Origin of the sequence: Streptomyces montanus, assembly GCF_005786655.1 — a bacterium.
Lineage (GTDB): Bacteria > Actinomycetota > Actinomycetes > Streptomycetales > Streptomycetaceae > Streptomyces > Streptomyces sporangiiformans.
Genome location: NZ_VBZC01000028.1, coordinates 121,348 through 134,060, shown reverse-complemented (window position 1 = coordinate 134,060; position 12,713 = coordinate 121,348). Strand labels below are relative to the sequence as shown.

Genomic DNA, 12,713 nt, shown 5'->3' with positions numbered 1-12,713 from the left:
CGGCCCGGCCGCGCCGCGGCCTATGTGGACGAGGCGCTGGGCTGGCTGGCCGCCGACCCCGTCCCCGCCGCGGCCACCTCCGCCGCACGCACCCCGCACGCCGCCGCGGAGCACGCCCCCGGCCCCCACGAAACCGACCGCCCCCACCGGGCCCGCCTGCTGGTCGTCGACGACAACGCCGACATGCGCGCCTACCTCAACCAGCTCCTGCAGCCCGACTACGACGTGCTGCTCGCCGCCGACGGCCGGGCCGCCCTGGAGACGGCCCTGGCCCAGCCGGTGGAACTGGTGCTCAGCGACGTGATGATGCCCCGCATGGACGGCTTCGAGCTGGTCCGAGCGCTGCGCGCCGACCCGCGCACCGCCCGCCTGCCCATCGTCTTGCTCACCGCCCGCGCCGGCGAGGAGGAATCCGTGCAGGGCCGGCACGCCGGCGCCGACGACTACCTGGCCAAACCCTTCTCCGCGCGCCAGCTGCTGGCGCGCGTCCGCACCGGTTTGGAACTGTTCCGGCTGCGCGAGCAGGTCCTGACCGAGACCCGCAACCAGCTGGCCGTGCTGGCCTCCCTGGCCGACGCGGGCCTGCGGCTGTCCGCCACCCTCGACCCGGACCAGATCCTGCAGACTGCCGGCCAGATCCTGCTGCCCGACTTCGCCGACCAGATCAGCATCCACCTCACCCCTGCGGCACCCGCCCCGGCGCAGTCGCCCCCGGCATACATCGCCGGCACCCCCCTCCTTGCCCACGAGGCCCTGGCCACCGCCGCCACCCACGCGATCAACGACACCGCGCCAGCCCCAGCCGGCCCACACCCGGCGCCCGCCGCCGTGCTGGCCCTGCCGCTGCACGCCCACGACCAGACGCTTGGGGCCCTGGTACTGGTCCGGCACACCGGCGGCTACTCCGCGGTCGAACACAAGTATCTGGAGAACCTCGCCCACCGCCTGGCCCTGGCCTACGACAACGCCACCCGCTACCACAACGAGCGCCGCCTCGCCCTGACCCTGCAGCGCGCCCTGCTGCCTCACCGCCTGCCCCAGGTGCCCGGCGTGCGCCTGGCCACCCACTACCGGGCCAGCAACCGCGGCGCCGAGGTCGGCGGCGACTGGTACGACGTGCTCGCCCTGCCCGACGGCGCCGTGGGACTGGCCATCGGCGACGTCATGGGCCACGACGTGGAAGCGGCCACCGTGATGGGCCAACTCCGCTCCGCCCTGCACAGCCTCGCGCTGGAGGGCGCCGGCCCGGCCCAGGTGCTGACCAGGCTGGACGCCTACCTGCGGTCGCTCGCCACCGAACGCTTCGCCACGTGCCTCTACGCGGTCTACGACCCCCACCGCCACAGCCTGCGCTACGCCGCCAGCGGGCACCTGCCGCCCCTGCTGGTAGCCGCCGACACCGCCTACCTGGAGCTGCCCCCGGCGCTGCCGCTGGGACTGGGCAGCACCCCAATCGACCGCGAGGTGGCGTTCCCGCAGGGCACCAGCCTGCTGCTGTACACCGACGGCCTGTTGGAGAACCGGGCGCTGTCCCTGGACGACGGCCTGGCGGCCCTGCGCGAGACCTGCGGCGCGCTGCCCGCCGCCGCCCGCACCGACCCCCAGCAGATCACCGAACGGGCCTTGGAACTACTGAACACCCCCGACCGGGTCGACGACGACGCCGCCCTGCTCGCCGCCACCGCCGAACCATCGTGTCGAACCGGCGACCCGCAGACTGACGGAAGTGCCATACAACCGACCGCTGGCGCAGGCGCGGGATGAGGCTGAGCTCGGAGTCGTAGCGGGCCAGGACATGCCCGGCGAGCCGAGGGCTGGCTCGCCTCCAGTTGAAGGCCCGTGTACTGGGGGCTCAGGCTGGGGTTGAGGCGGTGATCCATACGCGTGATCCATTCGAGGACCTGGGGGTCTGCCGGGTCGGGATCCGGGATCGCAAGCCAGGCAAGGGCTGTTGCGACGGCGATGCTGTGAACATCGGGGGCGTCCAGGGTGCTGGTTTCTGCGTGGGAAGCTGTCCGCCGGCCTCCTCCAGCACGCGGTGCGCGGCCGGCGGTGCGGAGGTGAGGCCCGCGGCCAGTGCAGCCAGGGCCCTCCAAGCCAACGGGAGTCGGCCCGGTCCAGCGCACTCGCCTTCGGGCGCTCATGCAGCAGCCCGGCCGGGCCCGACTTGGGGGAGCCTGCACCCTGCTCGCCCTGGTCGGCTGCTCGAATGGCGGCAACGGCAATGGCCCGGACACGACCAGCACCCCGCCTGCCGCGACCAGTGCCGGCCCCGCCGCGGCGCGCATCGTGATCGAGAACTTCGCCTTCACCCCGGCGAACCTTCGCGTCCGCCCCGGAACGAAGATCACCGTCTTCAACCGCGACTCCGTCCCGCACACCGTCACCGCCGGGGACAAGGCGTTCGACACCGGCAACATCGCAGGCGACGCAACCGCCACCTTCACCGCACCGTCCGCATCCGGCAGCTACGCCTACATCTGCACGATCCACCCGAACATGAAGGGCACTCTCACCGTGAGCTGAGGTTCAAGCGGCAAACGGGCGCCGAGCCCGGGCCATGCCCAACGTCCCCGCAGGCCTGACGGCGGATCAGATCGGTCTCGGATATCACTCCGAGGACCTTGTCATCGTGGTCGACCACAGCAGCCCGGTGATGCGTTCCTCTCCAGCAGGGGTGGCGCGGCGTCGGGGCTGAGGATGAAGCACCAGCCCAGCACCTGGACCTGATCCATTCGACGCAGATGCGCAGTTGCTCCTCGCGCAGCGGGCCTCGTCGGCCGCTCCGCCAGACTGCCGGACACCCGCCCCATCGCCATCCCCTCAAGTCCCCCGGGTGTGCGACACATCGACACGGCATCACACACCGTACGTCGATGGGTGGGGCCGCAACGTGCCATCGGCGAGCACCACCGAGCACCACCGAGCACCAGTGAGTACCACTGAGCACCAGTGAGCAGCCGACTGACCTGGGGCCCGCCCCGCGAGCCGGGACAGCATGGGCAGCGCCGACGCGATCGACAGCCCGGGAGCCCCACCGGGGGTCCCGGGCTGTCCGTCAGCCGACTGAGCCGACTGGAAGGCCGTCATGCGTGCTCTCACACCCCTGCCGTATCCACCCGTACAGCGCTCCGGTGCCGTACTCGCCCTGCTCACCGCGACGCAGTTCCTCGTCGTTCTCAACACGTCCGTCGTGAACGTGGCGCTGCCCGCCATCGGGAGTGATCTCGGCGCCGGGCAGGCCGGGCTGACCTGGGTCGTGGGCGCCTACGTTCTCGCCTTCGGCGCCCTGCTGCCGGTGGGCGGACGGCTGGCCGACCTGTTCGGCAGCCGCGGGGTCTTCCTCGCCGGGCTGGCCCTGTTCGCCGCCGGATCGCTCGCGGCGAGCATTCCCACGGGGGCGGGCCCGCTCATCGCCGCGCGGGCGGTGCAGGGCGTCGGAGCCGCCGCTGCGTCACCGGCCGCTCTGGCCCTCCTGCTCGCGCAGTCCCCGCCGGGCCGGGTCCGCGGCAGGGCGCTCGGCCTGTGGGGAGTGGCCTCGGCGGCGGGCGGCGCGGCGGGAGTGCTGCTCGGCGGGGTGCTGACCGACGCCCTGGGCTGGTGGTCGGTCTTCGCGGTGAGCGCGATCGCCACCGTTCCCGTGCTGCTGTCCGCGCCGCGCCTCGTCCCCCGCGACAGTCGCGGCCGAACCGGCCCGCTCGACCTGCCGGGGTCTCTCGTCATGACCGCCGGCCTGGTCCTGGTGGTGTACGGCCTCGGCACACGGGGCGGGTCCACCGTCCTCGGCGTGTTGTTGCCGGCGGCCGGGGTGTTCCTGCTGCTGAACCTCGTCTCGATCGAACGCCGCGCGAAGAACCCGCTGATCCCTCCCGCGCTGCTGCGCAACCGGTCGGTCATGGCGGGCAACCTGCTCATGCTGCCGCTCGGCATGGTGTGGCTCGGCACCTTCTTCTTCCTGCCGCTCTACCAACAGAAGGTCCTCGGCCACGGGCCGGTGACGGCCGGCCTCACCCAACTCCCGTTGGCCGCGGCCCTCATGGCGGCCTCCGCCCTGGCCGGACGGCTACGCGGAACGCTCGTGCCCGGCTTCGTGCTCCTTGCCGGGGGACTGTTCTGGCTGGCCCGCCTTCCGCTCGACGGCGCCTTCCTGACCGATCTGCTCGGCCCGACCGTGCTGATCGGCCTCGGCCTCGGTCTCGCCTTCGTGCCCCTGACCGCGCTCGGCGTGACCGGCGTGGACGTACGGCACACGGGGGTGGCGGGCGGGCTCGTCAACACCACGCGGCAGGTCGGCGGGGCCCTGGGCCTCGCGGTCCTCGGCTCCCTCGCCGCACCGGCGGCCGCCTCAGCTGGCGCAGGCCCGGTAGCCCTGGCGCACGGCTACCGCCGCGCGCTCGTCGGCGCGGCCGTCATCGCCGTGCTGGCCGCGATCGGCGCCGGCGCCCATCAAAGGATCGATGCGCGCGCCCATCAAAGGATCGACGCCCGCGCCAACACCCGTACCAGCAAACCGATCGCAGAGAAGGAACCTTCATGAAGCCCTATCTGACCGGCCACTACACCCCGCACGTCGACGAGATCACCGCCCATGACCTGCGCGTCGAGGGACATCTGCCCCCCGAACTGTCCGGACGGCTGATCCGCAACGGCCACAACCCCAAACCGGGCGTCACTCCCACCCACTGGTTCAAGGGCAGCGGCATGGTGCACGGCATCCGGCTGCGCGAGGGGCGCGCCGAGTGGTACCGCAACCGCTGGGTCCGCACGCCGGCGCTGGACGGAGCGCCCTACATGACCGAGCAGGGCCTGGACCTGACGGCCAGCACCGCGGGCACCCACGTCATCGAGCACGCCGGCCGGCTGCTGGCACTGTGCGAGTCCAACCTGCCCTTCGAGCTGACAACGGAGCTGGAGACGGTCGGGCCGTACGACTTCGACGGAAAGCTCACCAACGTCATGACCGCCCACCCCAAGCAGGACCCGGCCACCGGCGAACTCCATTTCTTCAGCTCCTCGCCGTTCCCGCCCTACCTGACCCACCACATCGCCTCGGAGAAGGGGGAACTGATCCGCAGCGAGGACGTGCCGGGCGCCAGTGCGTCGCTCAAGCACGACTTCGCCCTCACCGAGCGGTACGTGGTCTTCGTCGAGGGAACGGTGACCTTCGACCCCACCGAGACCTCGGGGATCCCCTACGCCTGGAAGGACGAACAGCCGGCCCGGATCGGTGTGCTGCCGCGCGGCGAGGGCGGGGCCGCGCAGGTCCGGTGGTTCGGCATCGAACCCGGATCGATGCTGCACGCGGCCAACGCCTACGAGGACGACCGCGGCCGCGTCGTACTGGAGGGGCCCACCGTGGACCGGGAGGGTTTCCGGCGCTCCTGGAACTGGTGGGTGGGGGCACCGGGCCGCGGGGCCACCCCCAACTCCCGTTCGTTCAACCGGCAGTGGGTCGTCGACCTGACAGCAGGCACCGTTCGCGAACGGATCGTCGACGACCTGGTCGTGGAGTTCCCCACGATCAATGAGGAGCTGGCCGGCCGTCGGCACCGCTACCAGTACGCGATCTCCTTCCCGGACGACCGGGGCGTCGGGAACTTCGGCGTCGTCAAGTACGACCGGACCACCGGCGCCCGTTCCCTCAGGAACGTCGGCGACGGACGCCTGCCCAGCGAGGCGGTGTTCGTACCTGCCGAGCACGGCACCTCGGAGGATGACGGCTATCTGCTGACCGTCGTCAGCGACCTGCACGCGGACGCCTCCCAGCTCCTCGTCCTGGACGCCACCGACATCACGACCGGGCCCGTCGCCACCGTGCACCTGCCGCGCCGGGTCGCCGCCGGAATCCACGGTTCCTGGATCGCGGACCGGGACTGACGCCTCGTAGAACCTCCGAGGACGCCACTTGGAAATTGGAGAGAAGGAAACCGTGAAGGACATCGACCGCTCGGCCCCCGTCATCGTCGAGCTGACCACCACGATCGACGCCACCCCCGAAACCCTCTGGGCCCTGCACACCGACGTCAATGCCTGGCCGACCTGGAACCTGGGCATCGAAAAGGCCCACCTGCCCGGGGACTTCGCCGAAGGCAGCGTCTTCGACTGGGAGACGGCTGGCCTGAGCATCAGCTCGACGATCATGGAAGTACGGCCGCTGCGCCGCACCGTGTGGGGCGGCCCGGCCCATGGCATCGAGGGAGTCCACGTCTGGATCTTCGAGCCGGCCACCGGCGGCAGGGGCCCGACGGCTGTCACCACCCTCGAATCCTGGGCCGGGGCCCCCGTGGAGGCCGACCCGGAGGGGATGCGCGCGGCCCTGGAGAGATCGCTCCTGGCTTGGCTGGAAGCCCTGAAGACCGCCGCCGAGCGGTCATGACCGAACCCCGCTCTCCGCGCGGCCAGTTCGACCGCTCTTGTCAGCTCGGCCGCTGACCACCGCGAAGTCGCCTGTTTCCAGCCATCCCTGAGGGCCCGTCAGTTTGCTGACGGGCCCTCAGGGTGTGAGTCTGCCGCCGTTGGCCGTACGGCAGGCGGCCGGGGAGAGGGGGGCTCCATGAGTGGTGGACCGAGCAGGGTGGGGGACCGGGTACAGCAGGCGCGAGACCGCGTCTTCGCGGGGAGGGCGGCCGAGTTGGGCGTCTTCCGTTCCGCGCTGTCCGGCGACGGGAAGGCACCCGCGGTGCTGTACGTGCACGGGCCCGGCGGCATCGGGAAGTCCATGCTGCTGCGCCAGTTCGCCGCCGAGGCACGGGCGGCGGGACGTGAGGTGGTCGAGGTCGACGGCCGGCTCGTGGAGCCCGCGCCCGAGGCGTTCGAGAAGGAGGCCGGGGCGGTGCTCACCGACGAGCGAGCCGTCCTGCTCGTCGACACCTTCGAGCGCTGCCAGGGGCTCGAAGGCTGGCTGCGGGACCGGTTCCTGGTCCGGCTGCCCGTCGGCGCGCTGGTGGTCGTCGCCGGACGGCAGCCACCCGACGCCGGGTGGACGTCCGACCCGGGGTGGGCGGATCTGCTGCGCACGGTGGCTCTGCGCAACCTCGCCCCGGACGAGGCAACGGCCTTCCTGCGCGCCCGTGGCGTGCCGCAGGGTACGCGGTCCGCCCTGCTGGCCTTCACCGGTGGGCACCCGCTCGCCCTGGCGCTCGCGGCGGCGGTGGCGGTCCGGGACGCGGCGGGGGCGGCGGGCTGGGAGCCCAGCCGGGACGCGATCGCCACCCTGCTGCCCCGGCTGATCGGTGAGGTCCCTTCTCCGGTGCACCGCCGGGCCCTGGAAGTGTGCGCCCGCGCGTACGTCACCACCGAGACGCTGTTGCGCGCCGTCCTCGGGGACGAAGCGGCGCCGATGTTCGCCTGGCTGCGTGGTCTGCCCTTCGTCGAGTCCGCCCGGCACGGCCTGTTCCCGCACGACGTCGTGCGGGAGGTGCTGGAGGCGGACCTGCGCTGGCGTGACCCCGAGGGGTACGCCGAGCTGCACGGCCGGCTCAGCCTCCACCTTCTCGAACAGATCCGGTCGGCTCCCGACAGCGGGATGCTCCCCGCCGTGGGCGCGTTCATGTACCTGTACCGGACCGACCGGTACATGGCCGACTACAACAGCTGGCGCGGCGGCGAGGTGGTGTCGAGTGCCTGCGAACCGGCGGACCACGGCACGGTTCTGGACCTGGTGACCGAGGTCGAAGGACCCGATTCGGCGACCGCCGCCCGTTTCTGGCTGGGCCGGCAGCCGGAGGCGTTCCGGGTCTGCCGTACCGCGCGGGACGGCGAGATCGTGGGCTTCTCGGCCTGGCTTCGGCTGACCGAGCCGTGCGGCGAGGACGTCGATCCCGTGGTCGCGGCGGCCTGGTCGCACACCCGGAGCACGGCCGCGCTGCGCGACGGGGAGCATCTGGCGATGGCCCGCTTCTCCGTGACCTCGCCGCGCTACCCGAAGATCTCTCCGGTCGAGGACCTCCACCAATGGCGGGCCGTGGCCGAGGTCGCCCGCGCCGACGGGCGGCTGGCCTGGATGTACGTCGCCATACGCTCCGGAGACTTCTGGCGGCCCTATCTGACGAGCCTCGGCCTGACGACGATCGCGGACCGACCGCGGGTCGGACATCTCAGGTACGACCTGTACACGATCGACTGGCGGGCACATTCGATACGGACGTGGGCGGAGGAGAAGACCCGGCTGATGCTGTCGGGCGTGGCCGGTGCCCCGGAGAAGCCGGCCGCGGTCTCCGGGCAGAGCGCCGAGTACGCCGTACTGTCCCGGCCGGAGTTCGACACCGCCGTACGGGACGCACTGCGCGAGCTGTCCCGGGCGGAGGATCTCGCGCTGAACCCGCTCGCCCGCAGCAGGCTGACCGCCGGGCCGGGAGCCGAACTGGCGGACCTGCTGGCCGAGGCCGTCGACGCGCTGCGCGCGGAGCGGGGCGGCGAGAAGTACCACCGGGCGGTGGCGGCGACCTATGTGCGCGGCGCGCCCACCCAGGAGGCGGTCGCCGCGCGGCTGGGGCTGCCCTTCAGCACGTACCGCAGACACCTGAGCGTGGGCATCGCGCGAGTCTGCGACGCGCTGTGGCGTCGGGAGATCTACGGGACGGACGCCCGCTGACACCGCAGTGACCGCAGTGACCGCAGTGACCGTGGTGACCGTGGTGACCGGGGTGAGCAGCGACGAGCAGGTGCGGGCAGTTGCGGGCAGCGGACCTGTCTGGTGGGTGAGCAGCGAGCGGAACGAGGGTGGCTCCTGTCGCTGATCGACACCAGGAGGCACTGAGATGGACATAGTTGTGGTGGGAGCCGGGCCCGTCGGTATGACGGCCGCGCTGCTGCTGGCCCGCGAGGGGCACCGGGTCACGGTGCTCGACCGGGATCCGGGCGCTCCCCGGGGCGGTGCGGAAGAGGCGTGGGGCGCGTCGGAGCGACCCGGGGTCGGCCAGTTCCGGCATCCGCACCTCCTGCTGCCGGCGGCGTTCCGGACGCTGGTGAACGAACTGCCGGAGGTGGTGTCCGAGCTGACGGCGCTGGGCGGCGTGCCGTGCAATCTGCTCAGTGGCGCGTGGGGTCTGGACGCCATCGGCGGGCGGCGTCCGGGCGACGAGCGGTTCGCCATGATGGCCGCCCGGCGCCCGGTCGTCGAAGCCGCGCTCTCCACCGAGGCCGCCCGCACCCCGGGGCTCACCGCCCGCCGTGACACGGCCGTCTCCGCACTCCTCACCGGCCACGAGCGGGTGCCCGGGCGGCCGCATGTCGCCGGGGTGCTCACCCGGGGAGGCGTGGCCGTGCACGCCGACCTGGTCGTCGACGCGGGGGGCCGCAACTCGCCGCTGGGCGGGATGCTCCGGGACCTCGGCGCGCCCGGACCGGTGGAGGAGCGGGCCGAGACCGGATTCCTCGCCTACACCCGGTACTTCCGCTCCACCGACGGCAAGCTGCCCCAGATGCCGGTCTGGCGGGTGGGCCACTACGACAGCCTGACGACCGTCGCCATCGAGGGCGACGCAGGGACGTGGGCGCTGTCCGTGGGGGTGTCCCGCCGTGACCGCGCGCTGCGGGGGCTGCGTGAACCCGGCGCCTGGCACCGGGCGGTGGCGCTGTTCCCCGACGTCGCGCATCTGGCCGAGGACGGCGAGCCGATCAGCGAGATCATGGCCATGTCCGGCATGGAGAGCAGGCACCGGCGGTTCGTGATCGGCGGCCGGCCGGCGGCGACCGGCGTGCTGAGCATCGGCGACGCCTGGGCGACCACCAATCCGCTCTTCGGCCTGGGCATGTCCATGGGCGCCCTGCACGCCACCGCCCTGCGTGACCTCCTGCGCACGGCGGACCCCGACGAGCCGGAGAAACTCGCCCTGCGGTTCGACGAGTTCACCCGGACCTCCCTGGCCCCCATCCAGCAGGGCCTGGCCGACTGGGACCGGCACCGGCTCGCCGAGATCGACGCCGCCACACGCGACGTCCCGGTCCCGTACGAGACCGACGACCGCGACTGGCATTTCAGGAGGGCGCTGGACACCGCCAAGCTGCGGGACCCCGAACTGCTGCGGGCCTTCGCGGACATCGGATCGCTGCTGGCGACCGCCGAGGAGACCTTCACCGATCCCGGCCTGGCGGAAAAGGTCGCCGAACTCGGCCGTAGGGCGCCGCGCTACTCCGATCCGGGCCCCTCACGCGCGGAGCTCCTCACCGCGGTCGCCGGCGCGGCCACATGAGTCCCTGAGGGCCGGGCGGCGCGACGGCTGCCGGTGTCCGGACCACTGGTTATCGACCGCACGTTGTCCAGGTGCGCGCTCAGGAACGCGGACGCCTCCTTCAGATCCCCGCGCTCCACCAGGTCCAGGAGCCTGAGGTGCTCCCGGGCCTGGTTGGCGAGCCTGGAGCGGTCGATCTGGTGGCGGTACTCGATCAGGCGGCGCAGCCGGTTCTGCCTGCGTACGGCCTCGAACAGGAACTGGTTGCCGGAGCAGCCCACCAGCATCTCGTGGAACGAGGCGTTGACCTGAAACAGCTCGGCCCGCGGCAGCAGCAGGATGTCCCCGTGCAGGAGGGCCTCCTGCTGCTGCCGGTGCCGGGCGAACGCCTCGGCGTCCACGGTGAAGCCCGGTTCCAGCAGCGCGGCCGGCTCGAACGGCCGACGCGACAGTGCGGGAGGCAGTGAGGCAGCGGCAGCTCCAACTCCAAGCGACCATCGGCCGGTTGACGGGTGCGGACGCGATGCAGGTGCGCACGTTCTTCGCCACGGGGCTCATCTTCACGGTCTCCACGCTGCTGGAACTGCCCGAACGACGGGCCGACGCGGCCTGGGGCGCATGGATCCTCCAGCTCGCCGCCCCACCTGACGACAGCACCTGAACGCGGTTTCAGTGTGCCGACCCCGGAAGCCGAAGCTGAGCAAACACCTGGGGACAGCTGACCGGACATGCGAATCGTTGTACGCTCCGGAGACCGCCCTTGACCTGCAACGAGCAGGCAGGGAGCAGACCGAACGGGAGTTTCTCCGTGTTTCGAACCATGTTCAAGTCCAAGATCCACCGTGCCACGGTGACCCAGGCCGACCTGCACTACGTCGGGTCCGTGACCATCGACGCCGACCTCCTCGACGCAGCCGACCTGCTGCCCGGCGAGCTGGTCCACATCGTCGACATCACCAACGGCGCCCGGCTGGAGACGTACGTCATCGAGGGTGAGCGCGGCTCCGGTGTCATCGGCATCAACGGTGCGGCGGCCCACCTGGTGCACCCCGGCGACCTGGTGATCATCATCAGTTACGCTCAGGTCTCCGATGCCGAGGCCCGTGCGCTGCGGCCGCGGGTCGTGCACGTGGACGCCGACAACCGGATCGTGGCACTCGGGGCGGACCCCTCGGAGCCGGTGCCCGGCTCGGACGCGCGGCGCAGCCCGCAGGCGGTGGCGGCCGCGACCGTCTGACTCTCGCCGTCTGCCCCTCACCCCCGAACTCACGGAGAGCTCATGAGCGAGATCACGATCCGCGACGACCGGGACCGAGGACGCCTGGAGGCGTACGCCGACGCCGGCTCCGAGGATCCCGGCTCCGCGGATCCCGGCTCCGCGGATCCCGGCTCCCCGGATTCCGGCCCTCCGGGCCCCGGCTCCCCGGGCGCGGGCGGCGAAGTGGTCGGCCACATCGCGTACTTCGTGCTCGACGCCCCGGAACGGGCACTCGTTCCGGTCCACACGATCGTGGAGCCCGCCCACGAGGGCCGGGGCATCGCCGGCGCCCTCGCCCGCGAGCTGTACGTCATCGCCGCCCGCGAGGACGTGCCGGTCGCCCCGCTCTGCCCGTACGTCGAGAAGTGGGCCGAACGCCACCCGGACGAGGCTCCGGCGGCCGACCCGGGGCTGATCGACGCGGCGAAGCAGTGGCTGCGCGCGCATCCGGATCGATTCTGAGGATAGGTACTGATGGAACTTCTGAGGGGATCTCAGCCGAAGGGGCCGCTCGCCCTGCTGCACACCTCGCCGCTCCACATCCCCGTCTTCGAAGCCCTGCGTGACGCCGCCCACCCGGAGCTGGAGCTGCGGCACATCGTGGTCGAGGAGCTCCTGGAGCGGGCGCGGGACGAGGGGCCGGATGCCGTGGCCCACGAGGTGCGCGCGGTGCTGGACAAGGCCATCGCGGACGGGGCGGGGGCCGTGCTCTGCACCTGCTCCACGATCGGCGGGGTGGCGGAGGCCGCCGACGTCGGGGCGCCGGTGCTGCGGGTGGACCGCCCGATGGCCGCCGCCGCGGTGGCCGCCGGCCCGCGCGTCGTCGTGATCGGCACCGTGGAGAGCACACTGGCGCCGACGCTCGCCCTGGTCGAGGAGGAGGCCGCCCGCGCCGGGACCCCCGTCGACGCACGCACCCTGCTGGTGGCCGACGCCTGGGACCACTTCCGGGCAGGCGACACCGACGCCTACGTACGCGCGGTCGCTGCCGCCGCCGACACGGTCACCGACGCCGACGCGATCATCCTGGCCCAGGTCTCCATGACCTCGGCCCAGCACCTCACCACGACCGCCGTACCGGTCCTGTCGAGCCCTCGTCAGGGCCTGGCCGCCGGGGCGGCCGCCGTGCTGGGGACGGCGCGCACGGCGTAGGCCCACCTGGTCCCGCCTCGGTCCCGCGACGGGGTGAGTGTGCGCGCCGCCCACGGGTACGCGTGGGAGGAGTCCAGGGCCGACGTTTCGCATGGCTGGAGGACACCATGACGCACCCGAACCCCGATCCC

At 72.3% G+C, this 12,713-nt stretch carries 13 protein-coding genes; 12 read left to right on the top strand and 1 reads right to left on the bottom strand.

The window, feature by feature from the left end:
* From FE633_RS25090 to FE633_RS25055, 8 genes are all read left to right on the top strand, one after another.
* On the top strand, positions 1–1,764 hold a 1,764-nt coding region (locus FE633_RS25090; protein ID WP_138047443.1), incomplete at its 5' end, for a fused response regulator/phosphatase.
* 378 nt (positions 1,765–2,142) lie between these two features.
* Positions 2,143–2,526 (top strand): cupredoxin domain-containing protein, encoded by a 384-nt coding sequence (locus tag FE633_RS25085; protein ID WP_138047442.1) that lies wholly within the window; start codon positions 2,143–2,145, stop codon positions 2,524–2,526.
* A 562-nt stretch (positions 2,527–3,088) separates the two neighbouring features.
* On the top strand, positions 3,089–4,537 hold the full coding sequence (locus FE633_RS25075; RefSeq protein WP_138047441.1) for an MFS transporter: 1,449 nt from the start codon (positions 3,089–3,091) through the stop codon (positions 4,535–4,537).
* Positions 4,534–5,877 (top strand): carotenoid oxygenase family protein, encoded by a 1,344-nt coding sequence (locus tag FE633_RS25070; RefSeq protein ID WP_138047440.1) that lies wholly within the window; start codon positions 4,534–4,536, stop codon positions 5,875–5,877. Before FE633_RS25075 ends, FE633_RS25070 begins: the two co-directional genes overlap by 4 nt.
* A 28-nt stretch (positions 5,878–5,905) precedes the next feature.
* Positions 5,906–6,376, top strand: a complete 471-nt coding sequence (locus FE633_RS25065; protein ID WP_212747277.1) for an SRPBCC family protein — start codon at positions 5,906–5,908, stop codon at positions 6,374–6,376.
* A gap of 177 nt (positions 6,377–6,553) precedes the next feature.
* Entirely contained in the window at positions 6,554–8,593 is a 2,040-nt protein-coding gene (locus tag FE633_RS47415) for an ATP-binding protein (RefSeq protein WP_171060114.1), read from the top strand.
* 16 nt (positions 8,594–8,609) lie between these two features.
* Positions 8,610–8,738 carry a hypothetical protein gene (locus tag FE633_RS49290; RefSeq protein WP_281291254.1) on the top strand — a complete coding sequence of 43 codons (129 nt, stop codon included), beginning with the start codon at positions 8,610–8,612 and terminating at the stop codon, positions 8,736–8,738.
* A gap of 21 nt (positions 8,739–8,759) precedes the next feature.
* Complete coding sequence (locus tag FE633_RS25055; RefSeq protein ID WP_138047439.1) at positions 8,760–10,193, top strand: FAD-dependent oxidoreductase; 1,434 nt, start codon at positions 8,760–8,762, stop codon at positions 10,191–10,193.
* On the opposite strand, the gene FE633_RS25050 is transcribed toward FE633_RS25055, so the two are convergent.
* Positions 10,130–10,573: an FCD domain-containing protein gene (locus tag FE633_RS25050; protein WP_246113825.1), complete on the bottom strand. Its 444-nt coding sequence runs from the start codon at positions 10,571–10,573 to the stop codon at positions 10,130–10,132. The two genes, FE633_RS25055 and FE633_RS25050, sit on opposite strands and share 64 nt — an antisense overlap.
* 62 nt (positions 10,574–10,635) lie before the next feature.
* Here FE633_RS25050 and FE633_RS25045 point away from each other — a divergent pair, with 62 nt between their 5' ends.
* The 4 genes from FE633_RS25045 to FE633_RS25030 all read left to right on the top strand — a co-directional run bounded on the left by FE633_RS25045 (position 10,636) and on the right by FE633_RS25030 (position 12,582).
* A complete protein-coding gene (locus FE633_RS25045) occupies positions 10,636–10,833 on the top strand; it encodes a hypothetical protein (protein ID WP_212747276.1) in 198 nt (65 codons plus the stop codon).
* A gap of 147 nt (positions 10,834–10,980) precedes the next feature.
* Positions 10,981–11,409, top strand: coding sequence for an aspartate 1-decarboxylase (gene panD / locus FE633_RS25040; RefSeq protein ID WP_138047438.1), 429 nt, complete (start codon positions 10,981–10,983; stop codon positions 11,407–11,409).
* Between the two features lie 42 nt (positions 11,410–11,451).
* Positions 11,452–11,892 (top strand): GNAT family N-acetyltransferase, encoded by a 441-nt coding sequence (locus FE633_RS25035; RefSeq protein WP_138047437.1) that lies wholly within the window; start codon positions 11,452–11,454, stop codon positions 11,890–11,892.
* 12 nt (positions 11,893–11,904) lie between these two features.
* On the top strand, positions 11,905–12,582 hold the full coding sequence (locus FE633_RS25030; protein ID WP_138047436.1) for an aspartate/glutamate racemase family protein: 678 nt from the start codon (positions 11,905–11,907) through the stop codon (positions 12,580–12,582).
* Positions 12,583–12,713 lie beyond the last annotated feature (131 nt).